This is a genomic window from Acidisphaera sp. L21 (assembly GCF_009765685.1).
In the GTDB taxonomy this organism is placed as follows: domain Bacteria; phylum Pseudomonadota; class Alphaproteobacteria; order Acetobacterales; family Acetobacteraceae; genus LMUY01.
This window is the reverse complement of the sequence record NZ_LMUY01000145.1, coordinates 103021-125229: the sequence shown is the minus strand read 5'-3', so window position 1 is coordinate 125229 and position 22209 is coordinate 103021. Positions and strand designations below refer to the sequence as shown.

16 protein-coding genes are annotated in these 22209 nt (G+C 61.6%); 9 read left to right on the top strand and 7 right to left on the bottom strand.

Annotation, left to right across the window (positions count from 1 at the left end; genetic code table 11):
• The first annotated feature begins 36 nt into the window (after positions 1–36).
• The 4 genes from dnaN to GSQ76_RS27060 all read left to right on the top strand — a co-directional run bounded on the left by dnaN (position 37) and on the right by GSQ76_RS27060 (position 9240).
• A complete protein-coding gene (gene dnaN / locus GSQ76_RS27075) occupies positions 37–1161 on the top strand; it encodes a DNA polymerase III subunit beta (RefSeq protein ID WP_158747181.1) in 1125 nt (374 codons plus the stop codon).
• A gap of 33 nt (positions 1162–1194) precedes the next feature.
• Positions 1195–2328, top strand: a complete 1134-nt coding sequence (gene recF / locus GSQ76_RS27070) for a DNA replication/repair protein RecF (protein WP_158747405.1) — start codon at positions 1195–1197, stop codon at positions 2326–2328.
• 61 nt (positions 2329–2389) lie between these two features.
• Positions 2390–4828 carry a DNA topoisomerase (ATP-hydrolyzing) subunit B gene (gene gyrB, locus GSQ76_RS27065; protein WP_158747180.1) on the top strand — a complete coding sequence of 813 codons (2439 nt, stop codon included), beginning with the start codon at positions 2390–2392 and terminating at the stop codon, positions 4826–4828.
• A gap of 1085 nt (positions 4829–5913) precedes the next feature.
• On the top strand, positions 5914–9240 hold the full coding sequence (locus tag GSQ76_RS27060) for a hypothetical protein (RefSeq protein WP_158747179.1): 3327 nt from the start codon (positions 5914–5916) through the stop codon (positions 9238–9240).
• 70 nt (positions 9241–9310) lie between these two features.
• On the opposite strand, the gene GSQ76_RS32220 is transcribed toward GSQ76_RS27060, so the two are convergent.
• The 3 genes from GSQ76_RS32220 to GSQ76_RS27045 form a co-directional block, all read right to left on the bottom strand.
• Positions 9311–9520: a hypothetical protein gene (locus tag GSQ76_RS32220; RefSeq protein WP_254070658.1), complete on the bottom strand. Its 210-nt coding sequence runs from the start codon at positions 9518–9520 to the stop codon at positions 9311–9313.
• A 152-nt stretch (positions 9521–9672) separates the two neighbouring features.
• Entirely contained in the window at positions 9673–10035 is a 363-nt protein-coding gene (locus GSQ76_RS27050; protein ID WP_158747178.1) for a DUF3140 domain-containing protein, read from the bottom strand.
• A gap of 284 nt (positions 10036–10319) precedes the next feature.
• Complete coding sequence (locus GSQ76_RS27045) at positions 10320–10712, bottom strand: DUF3846 domain-containing protein (protein WP_158747177.1); 393 nt, start codon at positions 10710–10712, stop codon at positions 10320–10322.
• A gap of 920 nt (positions 10713–11632) precedes the next feature.
• On the opposite strand from GSQ76_RS27045, the gene GSQ76_RS27040 reads away from it, so the two are divergent.
• Positions 11633–12193, top strand: coding sequence for a hypothetical protein (locus GSQ76_RS27040; protein ID WP_216851320.1), 561 nt, complete (start codon positions 11633–11635; stop codon positions 12191–12193).
• 107 nt (positions 12194–12300) lie between these two features.
• Here the strand turns inward: GSQ76_RS27040 and GSQ76_RS32955 are convergent, their stop codons facing one another.
• On the bottom strand, positions 12301–12900 hold the full coding sequence (locus tag GSQ76_RS32955; protein WP_158747175.1) for a Uma2 family endonuclease: 600 nt from the start codon (positions 12898–12900) through the stop codon (positions 12301–12303).
• Positions 12901–13105: 205 nt separating this feature from the next.
• Here GSQ76_RS32955 and paoA point away from each other — a divergent pair, with 205 nt between their 5' ends.
• From paoA to paoC, 3 genes are read left to right on the top strand one after another with little or no spacing between them, the layout of a single operon-like run.
• On the top strand, positions 13106–13738 hold the full coding sequence (gene paoA, locus GSQ76_RS27030; protein ID WP_158747174.1) for an aldehyde dehydrogenase iron-sulfur subunit PaoA: 633 nt from the start codon (positions 13106–13108) through the stop codon (positions 13736–13738).
• Positions 13735–14685 carry a xanthine dehydrogenase family protein subunit M gene (locus GSQ76_RS27025; RefSeq protein WP_158747173.1) on the top strand — a complete coding sequence of 317 codons (951 nt, stop codon included), beginning with the start codon at positions 13735–13737 and terminating at the stop codon, positions 14683–14685. Before paoA ends, GSQ76_RS27025 begins: the two co-directional genes overlap by 4 nt.
• A gap of 4 nt (positions 14686–14689) precedes the next feature.
• Entirely contained in the window at positions 14690–16894 is a 2205-nt protein-coding gene (paoC, locus tag GSQ76_RS27020; RefSeq protein ID WP_158747172.1) for an aldehyde oxidoreductase molybdenum-binding subunit PaoC, read from the top strand.
• Between the two features lie 309 nt (positions 16895–17203).
• Here paoC and GSQ76_RS27015 read toward each other — a convergent pair whose 3' ends face one another.
• The 3 genes from GSQ76_RS27015 to GSQ76_RS27005 form a co-directional block, all read right to left on the bottom strand.
• The gene (locus GSQ76_RS27015; protein ID WP_158747171.1) at positions 17204–19189 is read right to left on the bottom strand and encodes a response regulator; all 1986 of its coding nucleotides are present in this window, start codon (positions 19187–19189) and stop codon (positions 17204–17206) included.
• A complete protein-coding gene (locus GSQ76_RS27010; RefSeq protein ID WP_158747170.1) occupies positions 19174–19707 on the bottom strand; it encodes a CHASE3 domain-containing protein in 534 nt (177 codons plus the stop codon). The genes GSQ76_RS27015 and GSQ76_RS27010 overlap by 16 nt, the downstream gene beginning before the upstream one ends.
• Before the next feature lie 146 nt (positions 19708–19853).
• Positions 19854–20297 carry a response regulator transcription factor gene (locus GSQ76_RS27005; RefSeq protein ID WP_254070656.1) on the bottom strand — a complete coding sequence of 148 codons (444 nt, stop codon included), beginning with the start codon at positions 20295–20297 and terminating at the stop codon, positions 19854–19856.
• A gap of 26 nt (positions 20298–20323) precedes the next feature.
• Between GSQ76_RS27005 and GSQ76_RS27000 the strand changes: the two genes are divergently transcribed.
• Positions 20324–22153 (top strand): AI-2E family transporter, encoded by a 1830-nt coding sequence (locus tag GSQ76_RS27000; RefSeq protein ID WP_158747169.1) that lies wholly within the window; start codon positions 20324–20326, stop codon positions 22151–22153.
• The last annotated feature ends 56 nt before the right edge of the window (positions 22154–22209 follow it).

Genomic DNA, 22209 nt, shown 5'->3' with positions numbered 1-22209 from the left:
GCGCACCGAGTCCGGCCGCGCAGAAGGACCGAACCGATGAAGCTAAAGGCCGACCGGGCCAGCCTGATCAAGGCATTGGCACATATCCAAAGCGTGGCGGAAAAGCGCAACACGATCCCGATTTTGGCGAACGCCCTGATCGCCGTGCGCGACGGCAAGCTGAGCCTGACCGCAACCGACATGGAAATCGCCGTGGTGGAGGAGGTTCCGGCCGCCACCAGCCGCGACGGCGCCACCACCGCCCCCGCGATCACCCTGTACGAGATCGTCCGCAAGCTGCCGGACGGCGCCGAAGTCGAGCTGGAGTTCGCCGGTGGCGACGCGCAGTTGTTGCTACGCGCTGGCCGCTACGCCACCAGCCTGGTGACGTTGCCGACCGACGATTTCCCGTCCATGACCGCCGGGCAGTTCCCGCATCATTTCCACCTGTCGGCCTTGGCGCTGCGCGGGTTGATCGACCGCACCCGGTTCGCCATCAGCACCGAGGAAACACGCTACTACCTGAACGGCATCTTCCTTCACGCTGCCGAGGGCGATGACGGCCGCGTGCTGCGCGCCGTCGCCACCGACGGCCACCGCCTCGCCCGGGTGGAGGAGCCTCTGCCGGAGGGCGCTGGCTCGATGCCCGGCGTCATCGTGCCCCGCAAGACGGTCGCCGAACTGCGCAAGCTGCTGGACGAAGCCACTGGCGACGTGGAATGCGCGCTATCCGACACGCGGATCCAGTTCACCGTCGGCAACGTGCAACTGACCAGCAAGTTGATCGACGGCACCTTCCCGGAATACGAGCGGGTGATCCCGCGCGACAACGAGAAGATCCTGCGCGTCGGCAAGAAGGATTTCGCCGAGGCCGTGGCCCGCGTCGCCGCCATCAGCAGCGAACGCTCCCGCCCGGTGAAGATGTCGCTGGCCCGCGACCTACTCGTCCTATCCGCCGCCAGCCCCGAACAAGGCACCGCCAGCGAGGAGTTGGAGGGTGACCGGGTGAAATACGAAGCCGGTCCGCTGGAGATCGGGTTCCAGGCGCGCTACCTGAACGACATCACCGACCAGATTGGTGGCGAGGTGGAATTCCTGTTCAGCGACGGCGCCGCCCCGACCGTGGTGCGCGATGCCGCCGACAGCAGCGCGCTATACGTGCTGATGCCAATGCGGGTCTAAAACCCGGCAGCACCCGGCGGAGTTTCTGTGAGCGTGCAGCTCACCCGCCTGGCCCTGACGGATTTTCGCAACTACCCGGCCCTGGTATGGCGCCCGGCCTCGCGCCTGGTCGTCATCACCGGGCCGAACGGCAGCGGCAAGACCAATCTGCTGGAGGCCGTGTCCCTGTTGGTGCCGGGTCGCGGCCTGCGCAACGCCCGCCTACCGGACCTGCCGCGCCAGGCAGGCCCGGGGCGCTGGGGCGTCGCCGCGCGCTTTGCCGATGGGTTGGAGATCGGCACCGGCTCCCCACCCGATGGCCCGGCGGATCGTCGGGTGTTCCGGCTGGATGGCGAGGTTCCCCGCTCCCAGGCGGCCATCGCCCTGCGCCTGGCTGCCGTATGGCTCACCCCGCAGATGGACCGGCTGTTCGGCGAAGGTGCGTCCGGCCGACGCCGGTTCCTGGACCGGCTGGTTTGGGCGTTGGAGCCCGGGCACGCACGAGAGGTGGCAGCCCACGACACAGCCATGGCCAGCCGCAATCGCCTACTGGCCCAGGGCGGCGCCGACCCGGCATGGCTGGCGGGATTGGAGGACAGCATGGTGCGCCACGCCGTGGCCGCCGCCGCCGCCCGGCGCGCCCTGGTCGCGCGCCTGAACGCCACCCTTTTGGATGGAGCCGCCGGTAAATTCCCCGCTGCCCGCATGGCGCTGTTGGACCCGGTGGCCGAGCGGCTGGACACCGACCCGGCCCTCGCCGTGGAAGATTGGCTGCGCGATTCGTTGGCCGCTGCCCGCCCGCGCGATGCGGCTGCCGGGTCATCCAGCCTAGGCGCTCACAAGGCCGACATGGCGCTGTTCGACGCCGCCACGGGGCTATCCGCCGCCTCCGCCAGCACCGGGCAACAAAAGGCGCTGCTGCTCGGCGTCATCCTGGGGCATGCCGCGCTCATCGCAACCGCCCGCGGCGCACCGCCAATCCTCCTGCTGGACGAGCCAGCCGTGCACCTGGATTCCGACCGCCGGCACGATCTGCTGGAGGCACTGGCCACCCTACCCGGCACCGTATTGTTGACCGGGACCGACGCCGACGTTTTTGCCCCCCTGGTAGGCCGCGCAGACGGTTGGCGCACTGGTGACAACGGACTGCACCAGGACCCTGCCTTTCCCCGTCTCAGCCCTGTCTAAATGGACGCGGAGCGCCTATATAGAATGCTAATCCTGATGACACCCGGAGTCTTCCGACGGCATGTCCGATCCCGCCGAGCCGAACCCTGAATCCGCCGTAAATAATGGCGAATACGATGCTGCCTCCATCTCCGTCCTGCGGGGCCTGGATGCTGTGCGTAAACGCCCCGGCATGTATATCGGCGACACGGACGATGGGTCCGGCCTGCACCACATGGCCTTCGAGATCATCGACAACGCGGTGGATGAGGCCCAGGCCGGGTTCGCCACCGAGTGCGAACTGACGCTGAACGCCGATGGGTCCGTCACCGTGCGCGACGACGGGCGCGGCATCCCGACCGACATCCATCACGAGGAAGGCGTTTCGGCGGCTGAAGTCGTGCTGACCCGCCTGCATGCCGGCGGCAAGTTCAACCAAAACAGCTACAAGGTGTCGGGCGGCTTGCACGGCGTGGGTGCGGCGGTGGTGAATGCGCTCTCCACCTGGATGAATGTGCGCATTTGGCGCAATGGCGTGGAGCATCTGATCCGTTTCGCCAATGGCGATGCGGTCGAGCCACTGAGCATCGTTGGGCCCAGTGCCGAGAAGACCGGCACGGAAGTGACCTTCAAGCCCAGCCCGGCGACCTTCACCAAAACCGAATTCGAATACGCCATCCTGGAAAAGCGCCTGCGCGAGTTGGCGTTCCTGAACTCCGGCCTGCGCATACGCCTCACCGACGAGCGCCACGCCCCGGTTCAGCAGGTCGATTTCTGCTTCGACGGCGGGTTGATCCAGTTCGTCCGCTACCTGGACCGCTCGAAGACGCCGGTGCTGGCCGAACCGGTTTCCGGCGCGATCGACGGCAGCGGCGGCATCCGGGTGGAATTCGCCCTGGCGTGGAACGACAGCTTCCACGAGACGATGCTCTGCTACACCAACAACATCCCGCAGCGCGACGGCGGCAGCCATTTGGCCGGGTTCCGCCAGGCGCTGACCCGCGTAGTCACCAAATACGCCGAGGGCATGGGCAAGAAGGACCTGACGCTGGTAGGCGAGGATATGCGCGAAGGCATGACCTCCGTCCTCTCGGTCAAGGTGCCGGACCCGAAATTCAGCAGCCAGACCAAGGACAAGCTCGTCAGCTCCGAAGTGCAGCCGGTGGTACAAGCAGTGGTGGCGGACGTGTTGAGCCACTGGTTCGAAACCCACCCGCGCGAAGCAAAATCGATCGTGCAAAAGGTGATGGACGCCGCCAGTGCGCGCGAAGCCGCACGCAAGGCCCGCGAGTTGACCCGCCGCAAGGGCGTGCTCGACGTCTCCACCCTGCCCGGCAAGCTGGCCGACTGCCAGGAACGCGACCCGGCAAAAGCAGAAGTATTCATCGTCGAGGGGGACTCCGCCGGTGGCTCCGCCAAGCAGGGTCGCGACCGCAAGTCGCAGGCGATCCTGCCGCTGAAGGGCAAGATCCTGAACGTGGAACGCGCCCGGTTCGACCGTATGCTCGGCTCGGCCGAGATCGGCACGCTGATCACCGCGCTGGGCACCGGCATTGGCCGGGGCGAGCCGGAACAAGGCGGTTTCGATATCACCAAGCTGCGCTACCACCGCATCGTCATCATGACGGACGCCGACGTGGATGGCAGCCACATCCGCACCCTGCTGCTGACCTTCTTCTTCCGTCAGATGCCGGAGCTGATCGAGCGCGGCTACCTCTACATCGCCCAGCCGCCTTTGTTCAAAGCCACCCGCGGCAAGGACGAGCGCTACATCAAGGACGACGCGGCGTTGGAGGATTACCTGCTGGACAAGGCCCTGGCGGAGGCAGCGCTGACCTACGCCGACGGTTCGACGCTGCAGGGTGACGAGTTGGCAGTGGAAGCCAAATTCCTGCGCGAGGCCTGGCTGAACCTGCGCCGGCTCTCCGGTTCAGTCCCGACAAATCTGCTGGAACAGGCCGCCATTGCCGGCGCGCTGACGGCGGATCACGCCGGGACGATTGGCGAGCGATCGGTGCTGGCCGACCGTCTGGCCAACATCTCTGCCCAGGCCGAAAAAGGCTGGGTCGTGGATGCCGACGAACGTGGGTTGACCATGCGCCGCACCGTGCGCGGCGTGGCCGACTGGCACCGCATCGACGCCAGTACCCTGCGCAGTGCCGAGGCGCGTTGGCTGCACGACCGGCGCGAGGTGCTGCAGACGAAATTCGCAAAACCTGCAACATTGAAGCTGGACCGCGACACCGTCACCGTCGCCGGCCCCGCCACGGCCTTCGACCGCATCCTGCAACAGGGCCGTAAGGGCCTGTCGATCCAGCGATTCAAAGGGTTGGGCGAAATGAACCCCGACCAGCTGTGGAAAACCACCCTAGACCCGTCGGCCCGCACCTTGCTGCAGGTCCGCGTCGGTGATGTGGAGGATGCAGCCGAAGTATTCTCCACTCTGATGGGCGACGTGGTCGAACCCCGCCGCGACTTCATCGTCGGCAACGCACTGAAGGTCGCCAACCTGGACGTTTAGCGCTACATGTAAGCGAGCACAATTCCAGAGACTTAAGCGGAATTCCAGAGACTCAGCAGCCTCGGATTACTCCCAAGCCGGTTGCCTAAACGGTGGGCAACCGGCTTGTCAGTCCGACAACACACTGAAAGGCCTCACAAACCACCCTTTTCCGTCTATTGCGCAGGCCTGAATGCCGTCTAGACGCGGCGGAACAGACCGCCGCCGGTATCGATTGGCAGCCCGGCTACAAACCTGCCGCTACGCAGGTCTCGGCGGCAGGATTATTGTCTCTACGGCCGTCGCCACGACGCTGGGTTCGCATTTCCTAAATTGATGGCCCTCAGCCGCTTGCTGGACGGGGAGCGGCTGCAGGCGCACTCGAGCGACGGGATACCTGCGCAAGAGATTGCCCTCCCCCCGAACGGGCGACCCCGAAGCTTTTCGAAGGCTTCAATGCCGATGTTGCCAAACCATGCCGACATCGGTGCGCTCCAGGCAAACGGGCACGCCTGGGGGTTCACTCCCAGTAGCTAGCTGAAACAGCCGCGCGCGGCACTCAGCTCATCGGCTTGCTTGTAAGGCAGGCCCCAGCGCTCCCGCTGCGCGCATGATGGCCGTGTCGCGGAAAACCACCACTGGCTCAAATCGTCGCAAGCTGCCTGGCCACAGGCACCCAAAGCCTCTCTCCGGCCTGGACCGCGTTACACAGATCCCCATCCGGCTCTCCTGACCATGGAGTTTACCGACGCGTAAGCGTCCCCGGGACGACGCGATGATATGAAGCCGGATGGGGTTCCTGGCCGATACGCGCTTCCAAGAAGCTATGGGCATAAGCCCACTTCATACGGAAGCTTCAATCAGTAGATTGCCCGGACTTTCCGCGGGCTGGCGTATTTAGTCTAGGTCTGCAGCTAACATTTCCGCTGCAAGTCGCTCATTAGCTGAGGTTTCCGTCTCGCCGCCTCCTAACAAGAAACATATAGCCCCGCCTCAACCTCGTGCTAGCATTCCGGGTCCGGACCGTTGCACACGAGTCGGCCCACCGAGGCGCAATAACATACCCGCTCTCCACACGCCCAGAACATACCCGCGCGAGGCCGATTGTGAGCACGACGCCAGAGCAACCTGCCCGCAAACCGGTGCTGCCCTCCGAGTATATGAAGGGCCGTCGCCCAGAGCAGTTTTCAGACAGTGTGGTCGAAGAGGTCGCCACGCTGGATCGCGGCTTTCTCGAGTATCACCTGGATTCACTCACAAGCCGAAGCGAAGAGAAACCATTCGAACATTTCGCCAGAAAGCTGGCTCAGAGGGAAATCTGCCCAAATCTGCTCCCGCAGACCGGACCGACGGGCGGTGGCGACAGCAAGGTGGACACCGAGACCTACCCTGTCGCTGGAGAGGTAAGTGAACGGTGGTATGAAGGCGAACAGAACGCCGGTACCGAACGCTGGGCCTTTGCAGTCAGCGCCAAAAAGGACTGGCGGTCCAAGCTCAAGTCGGACATCGAGAAGATTGTCAAAGTCGGCCGGGGATACAAGGTCGCCTACTTTATCTCAAACCAGTATATCCGTGACAAGGACAGGAGCGACCTCGAGGACAGCCTCTCTCTTAAGCACGGTCTGACCGTCCGCATCCTTGACCGCTCCTGGATTCTCGAGCGGGTATTCGAAAACGGCCACATCGAACTCGCAATCGACTCTCTCAACATTGCCGTTGCTAAACCGACAAGAGTTACCCGCGGTGGGGTTCTTGATGGCGAGAAGCGGGCACGGCTGCTCGAACTCGAAAACCAAATCACCGACCAGGACCGTTACCAAGGAGTCGAATATCAACTGGTTGAAGACTGCCTGGAGGCAGCCGTCGTGAGCCGGGAACTCGAGCTGAGCCGGGTCGAGGTCGATGGACGCTTTCGCCGTGCCGAGCGGCTGGCCGCCAAATATCCCGCTCCTGGGCAGGAGCTGCGGGTTTTCTATCAGTGGGCCTGGACGACATATTTCTGGTTCGATGACTTTGCCGAACTTAATCGGCTTTACGACAAGGTCGAGTTGTTAGCCCTGGAGAGTGATTTAGCAGATGACATAGAACGCCCTGCAAACCTATGGAACGGCCTCCTGGCGGGGGTCGCCCACGGCATCCTGACACAGGAGAGCGCCCAGCTCGAAGCCCGGGCGCAACGCTTACGTGACAGCCTCGTCCGGCTCTCGAGCGACGTTCAGCGGCCGAACAATGCCGCTCACGCCGGTGCCATGCTCTGCCTCCTGGATCTGACGACGAGTTCAATCAGCGGCTCAGAGGACGTGGCAAACATCCTCCTACGGCTGGCAGAGATATTCCGGTCCGCTGACCATCTGCCTGGCTTTCCGTTCGACCAGTATGTGCAAATCTTTACGGAACTGGGAAGTCTCGTCGGTGAGCAAGTCGGCTATGACGAAGCATTTGAGGTCATCCTCCCCCTCATCGAGCGACGCCGCAGTGACATCGAAGGCGGCCGCGCACTGCTGAAACGAGGATTGCAAAAGCTCGAGGCCAAGTTGCCATACGACGCAATCCGGTTGCTGGGCCGGGCACAGCCAAAGCTGTCCAAGAAGGAATATCAGGACACTTTTATCCGCTGCCTCGCTGCAACTGCATTTGCATACCAAAACGTCGGCCTTCTCTGGGCGGCCAATGGCGTCTTGACTGCCGCATTTGTCATCGCACACGTCGAGTTCAGGCTGTCCGGGCGCTTCAACCCGCAAGCCTTGAGTTGCCTTGAACACATGACCTGGCTGGAACTTCAGCAAGGACGCCTTCCGCAATTCCTGCTCGATGTCGAAATGGCTCATGTGCTGGCAAGTCAGCTGCAGCTCGAAGAGGAAGACCTCGAGCATTTCAAAGCATTCATTCAGGAAATAGATTTCGAGCTGGCCTCGCTTTTTGCGAGGTCAGATGCAAGCCAGATCGACCAAATGTCCGCGCTTGAGAAATCCCTCGCTCACTTCGGTCTCAATGCATCCGGGATGACACTCTTGTATGCCACTGGACATCTCGAGTCGCTCAGGAGCGAACAGTATATACCAGCGGATACATCTGCTGCAGACCTCGAGGCCACGATGCTCGAATTCTCAAGTCGCCCTTGCGCAGAAGGGTTCTCGGAACAGCCATTCGCCTTCAACGAGGAGACGGTCACCCTCAAATCAAATCTGCTAGGATGCGAATGGCGTGTCAGCACTCCCAACACCAATCTCACGCTCTACATAGCCGAAGCAATCCTGGGGTTCGTTGAGGCGTTTTTCGCCACCAGTCTGCAACGTGATGTCGCCCCTCATCGGCAGACTGTCGATATCGGAGTGAGGGTTGCAGCGCCGGGAATCAAAACAGACGGGGTCAAGCCGGGGCTTCAGATAGTTACCGATGCAACCGAATACCTTGCCTGCGTCGACGTGGATAATGACTACAATCCATCGGATGAGGCGGTGACGGGCGGCATGCGCGAACTCCTGCTTGCGCTTGTCAAATTCCTGATTCCGAAGACGATTTTCGTGAAGGACGCCTCCGCTTATCTAACAAGGATTTTCGAGGAAGAAGAAGCTCTCGGGCGCTGTCTCGCCTACGCGAACTATCCGGCCTACATGGTGGACCATTTTGGCTCCGCCGATGTGGCGAGCTTAAGCCAGTGGAATGACGAGAGCGGCAGGTTGGCGCGGGTGCGTCCGGGGACAGAGTTGCCACTAACGAGGGCCGCTGGCGCGGGAGCGCGGGGCGGCTTGACAAGGCCAGGGGTCGGGAGGCCTCCAGAAGAATTCTTAGACCCGGAACGCTTGCAGCACCGTCAACGGCGGGTGTTCTCCGTGATAGAAGCGGACCTTTGGCATGCCGCTCTATGGTCAGCTGTCACGCTCATCACCTCAAGGAGTGAGCCTCCCGTTCTCGTGCTCGCATTTACAAACCGTGGGCCAGCCGAGCAAATCTTTGCAAAATGGTTCAAGCAATATGACAACGAGAGCGAGCCGCTGCTGAGGATTGCGATTGTCAAAGGTGTGCACGCCGCCAATCCACACTCATGGCGCGTTGTCGTCGGCTCTGACATGGACCTGATTGCAAAGTCTGCGCAGCCATTCGACGAGTTTGTCATGACTTCTAAATCACTGACATCAAACAGCACGGACCCAACAGTTCTAGACGCCTTCATGCGGGCTTACGGCTTCTACGGTGGCTTCCGCTTAGCGGCTGGGCACATGTCTGCTGACGGACGGTCTATGACCTTGCTACGTGAGAATGCATTCCTCATGCGAAGAGTCGTCGTCAAGGAGGCTTGGACAATCACGGAGCACGATCCGGACGTGACGGGCCTGCGGGAAGAGGATGAGGTCTTTGTTCCCCCAGGTGTCATCGACCCGCCGTATCTTAAAGCATTGGCTGCCCGACAGCTCCGCCAGCGAAAGCCATGATTTAAAGTGGTGCGCCAGCCAACGGAAGCCACCGGATACGCACTGATTACAAGCCTGCCCTTCGCAGGAATCACGAAGGCAGCCTCTTCCGGATTGACCAGGTCGACTGCTCTTCCAGGCTGGCAAACCAAGATGCATACGGCGTTGCCGCCCCCATCTTCCGGTTGTAATCTGGGGAGCCGTCAGTCCACCAGGGAGCGCCTCGCTCACCCAACTCAACTTTGGCAGCATCGACACGGTGGCGGGCTTCTTCCTGAGAGATGGCATCGCTTTGGCTCATTGCCACCTCCTTGGCCCGACGCGCAGCCATCAATTCCCGTGTCAGCTCATCGCGCCGCGGCGCACTCAAGCTCGGATCTGTGCAACGCCAGCGGCGCCCGCGTACGATGAAGTAGCGGCCATCGGGCGTGACCCTATGGATACTCGTTGCCCTCACGTGAGCGGGTCGTGGCCCCAGTTCATCAGGGAGCGCCGCCAACGACTATCCTTGATATCGCCCTTCGGCCGCTGCTTGAGATGGCGGTGGACGTAGCCAACAACTTTGTGCATGACCGCATAATCATCGTCTGTCAGGACTGCCTTCTTTTTGGCAAGGAGGGAGACGATATGTCGGCCCATCTCGTGGCCAACAGCTTCATGGCCGCCGGGTTCCGTCACTTTCTCTCCGTCGTGAGTCATGCCCACGCTCTGACTTTCCGGCATTGCGAGCCACTCCCGCAATGCCTTCGGCGTCATGTTCACCACACTTCTGAATTCCTTCTCGACGGCGTGGTTATCATCCTTGTGGTCAACCATGAGCAGCCAATACCTTTTCGAGTTCAGACTTCTTCATCCGGGACCGCCGCAAAATGCCTTTCCTGGCTGCCTGCTGCAGAAGGTCGGCACGAGTTATACAATGGCCTGTTCCGCGATCTAGCGCTGTCTTGCTGGCGATATCGGCTGGCTGGCCGGAGAACTGCCGATCCCTGGCCATATCCATCCTCTTTTTCGCGATGGTTCAGATGGGCGGCCACCGTCTCCAACCGCGCATCGCACGTTTTAAATGGAGAGAAACATTCGCGCAGGCCGCGCAATACCCATCAAAGCGCCCGCCAGTCAAAAGTCTCGCCTATCAATTCACCGTCGCCAGGCAAGAGCCCTACAAAAGCGCCCTTGCGTGTGACACGGACGACAGCAATGGGTCCTACAAGGGTCAGAACCTCACCATTCTGATTGGCCAAGCCAACATTGGGTTTCGAACCATTCAGGGAGCCGTTCTCATCGCAAATCAAGACAAAGTCCTCGTCGAGCCGGAGGGACGCGAAGATGCTATTACCAACCATCTTCTGCAGAGCTTTGAAATCGAAGCCCTCCTTGAGGTCCATGTCGTACTCGGCATACTTCCAGCCTTTATCTCCAGGCTTCTTTCCCAGGACACGCCCGCGGCCCTCATCACTTGGACTTACAAGCTTTTCAACACGACGTGCAGGCATTCAGTGTCACCTCATCAACGAGGCTGGGAGCATGCCTCGGCGAGGCAAGCGCTCCAATCCTTTGCGCGCCAATAATGATGGAGCCGTCTATCACATTTCAAGCAGCTACAGGCGCCATCCGCTGGGAGCAGGCCCCCGGACGAGTCCTCGGGCATATTGCAGGAGACCTAGATGGCTTACTGACACTTCGCTACGGCTTCTTCGGTCTCCCGCCACGACTACAAGCCGAAGCAGCTCATCCCAGCCACGGCCTCACTACACCGAAGCCCCACGCGGGCAATGGCAGGACCGGATTTTCACCCTTGAAGGTGGTTCGGGAATCCGGGGTCCAGATAGATCCGGCCTCGGTTACCGTCTGCAATGTCCTGCTAGAGACGGACGCCTTCTACAGCCGGGAAGGGTGACGCCCCTTTTACTGTCGGGGTCCATTTCAGGTCCTTGGCCGTCAGGCTCTAGCCTGGTTAGCACCCTTGGAACCCGGGAGTGGAGACCAAGCCAGACCCGCTGCAATGCGTTTATCCTGACATCCATTAAATGCTGCCATTCACGTCTACAGCCTTCAGCATGAGCGTACCGACACGGTGGCCCGAAGGGACAAGGCTCGTTGCCGATGCCGTTGGAATTCTATGCCCCGGTTTGAAGACCCGCGGCTTTCGAATGGCGCAATCGGCCCAGCATCAGCTCTGGTTCTCTAAAATCAAAGCTTCCAAGCGGGTGAATATCAGAGAGAATGCATGTGCCTGGCGCAGTGATTGCTTAACGGTTTCTACATGTCCGCCATTTAGCTTCGTCAAACGCCATTGCTTCCGCAACGAGAGCTCTACCATCCCTCACTAAGAAGGGGCGCTTGTATGGACCACGCTTCCATCGAACCAGTCTACCATACCGAATGCCCATATGATCGCGCTAGACAGGTGGCTATGACCGCCGCAGCGCCCCGTGTTCTGGCTATTTCCAGTTCGGCCGAGATTGTCGCCCAGGCAGCGTTTATCCTAGCCCAGCTCAACAAATTGACGGGTGCGTCAAGCCATTCGTTGCGGGAGGTGATCTGCATGTTCCAAAAGCTCGGGCAGACATCCGTGCAGATAAGTGAGGGCCTGCTTGACTTGGAAGATGCTGGCCTGGAACTCAGACAGCTCAGCCGGGAGGTGACTGCTGCATCCCGACGCTCCGATAATGCAGAACATACTGTCATCACTGCCGTTGGTGAGATGAGGGCCACTGCGCGCGATGTCTTGGGCGCAGTGCATGACACCAAGGCTGCGGTGGCGCTCTCAGCCCAGGACACCGAAGCCGGGATAGAGCTGGTGCGTCAAACCATGCGGCTGCATTCTGAGCTCACGGATTGTGTCGCCGAACTCACGCAGGCGGTCCAACGGATGGCCGACATCCCGGAGGCGCCAACAGAGTGGCCCTTTGCCGCCCAGCGCACAGTCCTTTGCCTGGAAACGCCAAGTGGGCTGACTGCAATTGTTTCCTGAGACATGAACGACGATCGGTATGGCTGTCACTCGGCAAACCAGACTTCATTCCAGATAGGATCCAAGCGGCAAAGACGGTTCGGCGGCCGCTCCTGTAACGGTGCCCGCTATCCATCGCTCCCGAGCGAACCGATCGGCCGCGCACTAAAGCTGATGCCTGGATGGAGAGCGGTAAGAGGCATCTGGAGGCCCAACTGAGGCAAGCTCAAGACCGCCTCGACACCTTGTAACAGTTCCAGGGGATCAACCCACCTACTGTCCGCGGCGCGCCGATGGACGAGGACGCGAGGGTGTTCTGGATCTGCCAGAACCGGGACTTGCAAAGAGGGTATGCCGCGATAGTCTCGGATCCGGGAGGGCAGTTCAAATGCCCCGCCCTGGGCTGACGGTAGCACTTCACAGATGGAACCCGGCCGATCGGCTTCGACGCTGCCACCGAAGGGACAGCCACAATCGACGCCTATGTCGGCGTGCCTGCGGTTTCCAGATGGGGCGGCGACGAAGATGTCCGAGGTGAACGGCTGGCATCGGTGCCCGGCCAGACCGTTTTCCACGAACGCTAGCCCATTGCGCACAGTACGATCATCGCGGTTGGTGTTCCCAGCCAAGATCGTCGTGTAGCCATCGACCAGTTCATAGCGGCCGTCCTCCCGCTGCTGGCGACGAACAGAGGCATAGACCCGGCGACCGACACGAAACCCCTGCAACTCTGAGACATGGCCGCTCCCCTTAGAGGCTTGTATACGACAACACCGGATGCGTGGGCACTGCTTTGTCAGACACCTTGCTACACCGGGATTTGATGGCAGTAGCGCGTCGCAGGGCCAATTGCAGCACCCACTTCGATGCTATGCCTTGCCACCTGATCGGCATGCTCACAGTGCCTGTCCATCAAACATCTCGGAGCGTCCTATGACAAAACATGACATCGAGGTAACGCGCCGGGGAGTGTTGGCCACTGGCGCGGCAACTGCAGCAGTTCTGGCTGTCCAGGCGGCATACGCCCAGCCGATCGTCCCGCTGGCCTCGCTGCCATCGGCCAAGGTGTCGTTGGTTGTAAACGGACATAACGAAGACCTGACGCTTGATACCCGGACTACCCTGCTGGATGCACTGCGCGAGCATCTGCACCTGACCGGCACCAAGAAGGGCTGTGACCACGGCCAGTGCGGTGCCTGCACGGTCATGGTCAACGGCCGCCGCATCAATTCCTGCCTGACCCTGGCCGTGATGCATCAGGGCGACAAGGTCACCACCATCGAGGGCCTGGGCACGCCGGAGCAGTTGCACCCCATGCAGGCGGCATTCATCAAGCACGATGGCTACCAATGCGGCTACTGTACGCCCGGCCAGATCTGTTCTGCCGTAGCCGTCCTGGCCGAAATCAAGGCCGACATCCCCAGCCACGTCACAGGCGACCTGCTGCCGCATGCAAGCTTCAGCGCCGACGAGGTCCGCGAGCGGATGAGTGGCAACATCTGTCGATGCGGGGCCTACTCCAACATCCTGGACGCCATCACCGAAGTCTCAGGAGAGACGGCATGAAGCCATTTACCTACGAGCGGGCAACCAGCGCTTCTGCCGCCGCGGCCGCCGCGGCCGACAATCCTGGTGCCAAGTTCATCGCAGGCGGCACCAACCTGCTCGACCTCATGAAGCTGCAGATCGAGGCACCCTCCCACCTCATCGACGTGAATGGCCTGGACCTCGACAAGATTGAGCCCACCCAAGACGGCGGCCTGCGCATCGGCGCGCTGGTCCGCAACACCGATTTGGCTGCCGACAAGCGGGTCCGCAAGGACTATGGCCTGCTGTCCCGTGCCCTGCTCGCTGGCGCCTCAGGGCAATTGCGCAACAAGGCCACGACGGCGGGCAACCTGCTGCAACGGACCCGGTGCCCGTATTTCTATGATACCAACCAGCCGTGCAACAAGCGCCAGCCCGGCAGCGGCTGCTCTGCCATTGGTGGCGTCACCCGCCAGTTGGCCGTCATCGGCAGCTCGGACGCCTGCATCGCTACCAACCCCAGCGACATGGCTGTGGCCATGCGGGCGCTGGATGCCATGGTGGAGACCATCGACCCCGCCGGTGCGGCCCGGCGCATTCCCGTTGCCGACTTCCACCGCCTGCCCGGCGATACCCCGCAGGTCGAGACCGCTCTGCAGCCCGGCGAACTCATCACCGCGGTGACCCTGCCCAAGCCTGTTGGTGGCAAGCAGATCTACCACAAAGTGCGTGACCGGGCGTCCTACGCCTTTGCCCTCATCTCGGTTGCCGCCGTCGTGCAGCCGGACGGCAGTGGCCGGGTTGCGGTGGGCGGAGTGGCTCACAAGCCCTGGCGCGTGGAAGCCGCAGAAGGTGAGATGCCGCACGGGGCCAAGGCCGTGGCCGAGAAGCTGTTGGCTGGCGCCAAGCCGACGGACGAGAACGCCTTCAAACTCCCGCTGGTCGAGCGCACGCTCGCCGCGGTCCTGGCTGAAGCGAGGGCATGACACCATGAAGTTCGACACACCCGCTACCACGAACCCGATCGACCAGCTCAAGGTCGTTGGCAAAGGCTACACACGTATCGATGGCCCGATGAAGACCACCGGGACGGCGCCGTATGCCTATGAGCGCCATGACGTGGTCGACAACCCGGCCTACGGCTATGTGCTGGGCTCAGCCATCGCCAAGGGCAAAATTACCTCCATGGACCTGGATGCCGCCAAAGGTGCACCTGGCGTCATCATCATCGTGACAGCCGACAACGCGGGCAAGCTGGGCAAGGGCAAGCTCAACACCGCTCACCTGCTGGGCGGCCCGGCCATCGAGCACTACCACCAGGCAGTCGCCCTGGTCGTGGCCCAGACCTTCGAGCAGGCACGCTCAGCCGCGGCGCTGATCCGTGTCAGCTACCAGGAGGACCAGGGCACCTATGACCTGGCCGCCGCAAAGAACATAGCGCCGGTAGCCAAGGATGAGCCGGATGCAAAGTCCGCGACATCGGTCGGCGACTTTGCTGGCGCCTTCGCCGCGGCACCTGTGAAGCTCGATGCGACCTACACCACGCCTGACCACTCGCACTCCATGATGGAGCCCTTCGCATCGATGGCGGCTTGGACGGGCAACAAGGTCACCATCTGGACCTCCAACCAGCTGATCCACTCCAGCACGGAAGATGTGGCGGCGACGCTGAACCTGCCCAACGACAATGTCCGGCTCATCTCGCCGTTCATCGGTGGCGGCTTTGGAGGCAAGCTGTTCATCCGCTCCGACGTCATCCTTGCGGCTCTTGGAGCACGCGCTGCTGGGCAGCCGGTCAAAGTGACTTTGCAGCGGCCGCTCATCCCCAACAACACGACCCACCGTGCGTCCACCATCCAACGCATCCGCATCGGCGCTCTGGCCGACGGCCACATCACGGCCATCGGACACGAAGGCTGGTCTGGCAACCTGCCTGAGGGGCGTCCGGAGACGGCAGTCATGCAGACGCGCCTGCTCTACGCCGGTGCCAACCGCATGACGGCGACGCGGCTGGCCACGTTGGACCTACCGGAGGGCAACGCCATGCGGGCCCCTGGTGAGGCGCCAGGATTGATGGCGCTGGAAATCGCCATGGATGAGATCGCAGACAAGCTGGGCATGGATCCGGTGCAATTCCGAATCCTGAATGACACGCAGGTCGACCCGGAGAAGCCATCGCGCCCCTACTCCCGCCGGGCTCTGGTTGAGTGCCTGAAGATGGGTGCTGACAAGTTCGGCTGGGCCAAGCGAGGAGCGCCAGGCAAGACGGTCGATGGCCGCTGGCTGGTCGGCATGGGCATGGCGGCAGGCTTCCGCAACAGTATGGTCAAGAAGTCAGGTGCCAAGGTCTACCTCGACGGCAAGGGCGACATTACGGTCGAGACGGACATGACCGACATCGGGACTGGAACTTACACCATCCTTGCCCAGACAGCCGCCGAGATGATGGGTGTCGGCCTGCATCAGGTCGTGGTGCGCCTCGGCGACAGCACGTATCCTGTCTCTCCTGGCTCCGGTGGCCAATTTGGTGCCTCCAACTCGACCTCCGGCGTCTATGCGGCCTGTTTGAAATTGCGCGAAGCAGTGGCTCAGAAGCTCGGCTTCAAGTCCGATGACACAATGTTTGCTGATGGCCGTGTCACGTCTGGCAGTCGCAGTGCGGCGCTGGCTGACGCCGCCGGTGAGGTGGGCCTGCAGGCGGAGGACGCAATCGAATATGGTGACCTAGACAAGAAGTATCAGGAATCGACCTTTGCCGGGCACTTTGTGGAGGCGGCTGTCAACTCCTACACCGGCGAAATTCGGGTACGTCGGATGTTGGCCGTCTGCGCGGCAGGCCGAATCCTGAACCCCAAGACAGCAAGAAGCCAGGTGATCGGCGCCATGACTATGGGTGTGGGAGCGGCGTTGATGGAGGAACTTGCGGTGGACACCCGCCGTGGCTTCTTCGTGAACCACGATCTTGCAGGCTACGAGGTGCCGGTGCATGCCGACATCCCCCATCAGGATGTCATCTTCCTTGATGAAACGGACCCAATTGCAAACCCCATGAAAGCCAAGGGCGTGGGTGAGCTGGGCCTGTGCGGGGTGGCTGCAGCCGTAGCTAACGCTGTCTACAACGCCACAGGTGTGCGGGTCCGCGACTATCCAATTACCCTGGACAAGTATCTGACCCGGTTACCCGCGGTGGCCTAACTCGAAGAGTAAGTTCGGGCCAGATGGTAGCTAGCCACCATCTGGCCCGAACTATGCAGAAGCATGAGCCATCGTAGCAACACGAGCGCCGCTACATCCAACAAGAACCCACTGCTGAAAGGAGTTCGATATCCTTCGCCTCAGCTTTTACTCGAAATCGCTCCGATGTCTGGGCGTTGATTTCCTGAAATCGCTCCGATTTTTCCTTGTTCAGGTCGGCTGACTTCTGCACTCACGTCGTAATTGCCGCCACGCTTGTCTCCGGCACCCGTTTATGTTCACGGGCCCGGCACGCCGCGAGCATGCCTTTCAATCTGCTTCATTTCTTAGCTCGGCAAGCTGACCTGGCAAATCGCGTAGGTCGACATCTCCCTTGCGAAGAACCCGGTCGGCGCTCTCTAACCTGGCGCGGTCAGACTTGCTGAGATCGCGGGCACTCAGCACGACGACCGAGATCTCCGGTCCACCCGGACGAGCACGTAGCGCATCCAAAAATGTAAACCCGTCCATCACAGGCATCGTCAAGTCCAGCAGGATGAGCTGCGGCGTGGACACGGCTACGGCTGCCAATGCCTCTTCACCGTTCCCGGCTTCGCCGACCTCCCATCCCTGGCGCTCCAGCACCGTCCGCAGGCGCTGACGTGCGTCAGGATCGTCGTCCACAACCAGGACCGACCCCTCCGTGGCACGGAAGCGCTGCATAACACTTTTCAGCTGCTCCCATTCCACTGGTTTCAGCACGTAATCGCTGGCGCCAAGGGCGTTGGCGAGCGCGGGTTCGTTGACGAAACTGGCCATCACGACAGGGATATCAGAAACTGTCGGATCAGCTTTCAAGGCGGTCAGAACCGACCAGCCGTCCATTTGCGGCATCATTACGTCTAGCAGAATCGCACGTGGCTTCAGCGCGCGTGCCAGTTCCAACCCGGCGCGTCCGTCGGAGGCAGTCCGGACCGCGAATCCTTCCCGCTCCAGGAAACGGGTCAGCAGATCCCGTTGCGAGGCGTCATCGTCCACAACGAGCACAAGCTGCTTGCCTACAATGGCTCGTTCAGCCGTCTCTGGTTCGGTGGGCACGATCTGGTCTGGAAGGCTGGCTGGTAGACGGAGGGTGAAGGTCGTACCATGGCCGATGGTACTTTCCACGGTGACGTCGCCGCCTAGGAGGCGGCAGAAAGCCCGCGTCAGGGCCAGCCCGAGGCCAGTTCCGCCGAAATTCCTCGTGGTGCTGCCGTCGGCCTGCTCGAAACGCTGGAATAGGCGGCCGACCTGTTCCTCGGTCATCCCGATCCCGCTGTCGGTGACCCGGAATTCCATCCAGTCGCCCTCGCGTTTTACGCCCAGGATAATTTCGCCGTTCTCGGTAAACTTTGCCGCGTTGCTGACCAGGTTGAACAGGCATTGCCGGATCTTGACGACGTCCGAATGCATGGTGCCCAGATGGTCGGCAAGCTCCAGCTTAAAGGTGTTGCCCTTCTTCTCCACCAGGGCGTCCACAGTGCCTGCCGCATCTCGGGCCAGCTTGGCGACGTCAAACTCTTCGGCGTAGCTGGTCATCTTGTTGGCCTCGATCTTCGACAGGTCGAGGACATCGTTGATCAGGCTGAGCAGGTGACGGGCATTGCTTTCAATCTTGCCCAGGTCGGCCAGGAGGTGTGGCTGCCCCATGTCTTCGACCTCCTCGATCAGCATTTCGCTGTAACCGATGACCGCTGACAGGGGCGTCCGCAGTTCGTGGCTCATGTTGGCGAGGAAGGCGCTCTTGGAGCGGTTGGCCGCCTCGGCCGCATCGCGTGCCGCCGCGAGGGCTTCCTCCGCGTGACGGCGCTCGGTGATGTCGGTATGCGTGCCAACCCATTCCCGGACATGGCCCGCGTCATCGAACACCGGCACGCCTTGAACAGCCATGTGCCGCCATTCGCCATCAGCCCGGCGCAGGCGGTGCTCGGTGATGAAAGGCTTCCGGGTGGCGATTGCCCTCGACCATGCCCGCAATGTCTTGTCTCGGTCATCAGGATGGATAGCGTCGGCCCAACCGACGTCGTCGACGCCCTTGAACGCCTGGCCGGTGAATGCCGTCCACTGTGTCTGCTCTGTTTCAAAGCGGCCTTTGAGGGATGTCGTCCAGATGATGGCAGCGCTGTTCTCGGCCAGGCGCCGGAAGCGAGCCTCGCTCTCGCGCGTCCGCTGCTCCAATGCCTGACCTTCCCGCCGCCGTCTCCAGGCGTGGATCAGGACGGTGGCGGCTGCTCCGGCCAAGCTCAGGAGCGACAGCCCCGTCAAATGGCCGACCAAGCGCGCTCCTGCCCGGCGCCTCCGTCGATCCTTGCCTGTGAGGCAACCTGGATGGACCCAACCTTGCCACGCACGGCGTCCATCAGGTCCTTCCCACGCCCGGCGCTGATGGCATCAACCGCGGCAGTCAGCCCTCCGGCTCGACGCGCCGCTATGCCCGCCTCTGCGGTCGACACCCGGGCATTTACGAGATCCGGTAAGCCGTCGAGAGGCAAACCCAGCGCGGCCAGGGCGTCGAGCTCGCCATGAAGCTGCGGAACAGCCGCTTTGTAGGGTTCGAGATAAGCGTCATCTCCCGTTAACAGGTAGCCGCGTTGCCCCGTTTCGACGTCCTTCAACGCTGAAAGCAACCGCTCAGAGGCGATGACCATCTTGCTGTCCCGGCGGACTTCCAGATCGACCTGATTGCGATCCCATCGATCGACAGCAAAACAGCCTGCACTTACCGCCATCAATGCCGCCGCCAGGAGCAGCTCCCGGCTTCTCGTGACGCGTGCCAGCGACATACGGGTGGACATTGCTTGCACCGTAATTTTGAGCGGAGAGGGAGCGATGCTCCATCATGCGCCGGAGGGAACTACAAAGCCGTTTGGGCGTTGTTTCGCATCACGTCTATCGGAATCTGGAAATGGCTACCGCCTGGAGCCATTGCCGACTCGACCCATCAGACGGTGGCTTCTTCCCGTTTCAGCATCACGTCGTCGATCTGCTGCAACAGGCCGGAGAAATTCACGGGCTTGGGGTGGTAGTCGTCGCATCCGGCTTCCAAAGCCCTTGCTCGGTCCCCAGCCATGGCGTGTGCAGTCAGCGCGATCAGCGGGGTAGCATTACCTTGGGCACGGAGCGTCTGTGCTACCGTCCAGCCATCAATGACGGGCAAGTTCATGTCTAGCAGGACAAGGTCCGGGCTTTCGGCTGCGACCTGGTCGAGGGCCTGTTGCCCATCGTGGGCAAGAACCACATCAAATCCGCGCTTGCGCAGGCGCCGCGAGAGAAAGTCCCAGAGCTCCTCGTGGTCTTCGACAAGCAAAAGCTTGGTCATTGCAAGGTCCAGTTTGACGGATTTCCAGCAGGGCGTCATCGCGTCGCAGGCCAAAAAGTTCCTCATCCCACTCCCTACGGCGGAGACATAGCATGAGCCAGAGTATACCCGACGACGTGGTGCTGGAGTCCGAACCCCACGTCAGGACCCCTGCCGTGGCCTACCTGGTATCGGGAGCCGTCATCGTCGCGGCACTCTACTTCGGCCGGGAACTGCTAATGCCACTCGTGCTGGCTGGGCTGCTCGCATTCGTTCTGGCGCCCGCCTGCGCATTACTCCGTCATATCCGAATTCCACGCGTCGTAAGCGTGCTTATCGTGGTCGCCCTCGCATTTGCAGCCATCGGCGGCATCGGGCTCGTTGTCGGCCGTCAGATCGGCTCGCTGGCGGGCAACCTACCATCCTACCAGTCGACGGTGATGGACAAGTGGCACGCCCTGAGCACCGGCGGCGGCCTGACCCAACGGCTGCTGCAGGGCGCCGTGGAGCCAAAAGGCAGCAGCACAGGACCCGCGGGAGCGAAGGCGCCAACAGCAACGGAGGCTGCCTCAGCATTGGGGATCCAGAACGCGTCTGGTCTCGCGATCGCCCGCACACTAGCCACACCGCTGCTGGCTCCGCTGACCACCGCGGGCGTCGTGCTGGTATTCACCATCTTCATCCTTCTCTCGAACGAAGACCTGCGGGATCGATTGGTCCGGCTTGTAGGACGGCATGACCTGCACCGGACTATCCTGGCAATGAACGACGCTGCAAGAAGGCTTTCCAGGTATTTTCTTTTCCAGCTTGGTCTGAACAGTTCCTTTGGTGTCCTGATCGGAGCTTGCCTTTGGTGGGCCGGTCTGCCCAATCCCATTCTATGGGGCATTCTGGCCGCCTTGATGCGGTTCGTACCGTTCATTGGGATCTTCATCGCTCTGCTACCGCCGCTGTTGCTCGCAGTCGCCGTGGTGCCGGGCTGGACACTGGCCTTGACTGTCCTTGCACTATTCATCGGCACCGAGATGGTGATGGGCCAAGTGATTGAGCCACTCATCTACGGTCATAGTACTGGGCTGTCCCCGATTGCCGTCATTGTCGCCACCGCCTTCTGGGCATTCATGTGGGGGCCCGTCGGCCTACTGCTCGCCACGCCTTTGACGGTCTGCCTCGTCGTAATCGGGCGCCATGTTCAGCCTCTGGCGTTCTTTGACGTCATACTCGGCGACACCCCGCCACTTGAGCCGTCCGAAACCTTCTACCAACGGGCGCTCGAAGGACATGCTTCCGACCTCACGCCCGGTGCGCGGGCCCAGATTGCCGCAACATCACGCGCTGACTACTACGACAAGGTGGCGCTACGTGGCTTAGCTTTGGCTCAGCGCGATCTCGCCCGGGATGCGCTTGCTTTCGAGCGCCTCGATGCAATCCATGTTCAAATCGCTGGGCTACTCGAGGAATTGGACGGCGTGGTCCCAACTTCGGACCCGGCGACGTCTCTCCCGGTTGACTGGCAAACCACGGGCGCGGTGGTCTGCATCCCCGGGCGTGGACAGTTGGACGATCTCGCCGCGACCATGGCCGTTCAGGTGCTGCGAAGCGCTGGGTATGGCGTTTCGATGGAGCCAAACTTGGTACTCGGATCGTCTGACACAGAAAGCGTCGATCTCGCCAACGCCCGGCTGTGCTGCCTTTCCGTGCTTGAAGATGGCAGCACCGCCTCAGGCATCCGCTACTTTGTTCGCCGGATGCAGAAAAAGATGCCGTCTGCCAAGATCGTCATCTGCCTTTGGCAGGCTCCTGCCGATAGTGCGCTGCTCGCCGACCTCCGATCAACTGGCGAAGATGAGCATCTCGTCCTTTCCATCGGCGAGCTGATGGCACTGATTCAGGCACTCTCCGCCCTGAAGATGTCATTCTTGCAAAAGAATCCGGGCCTTTGAACCCTCATAACGGTCGAAAGACCGCTGCACGAAAGCATACATCCTGATGGACAGCT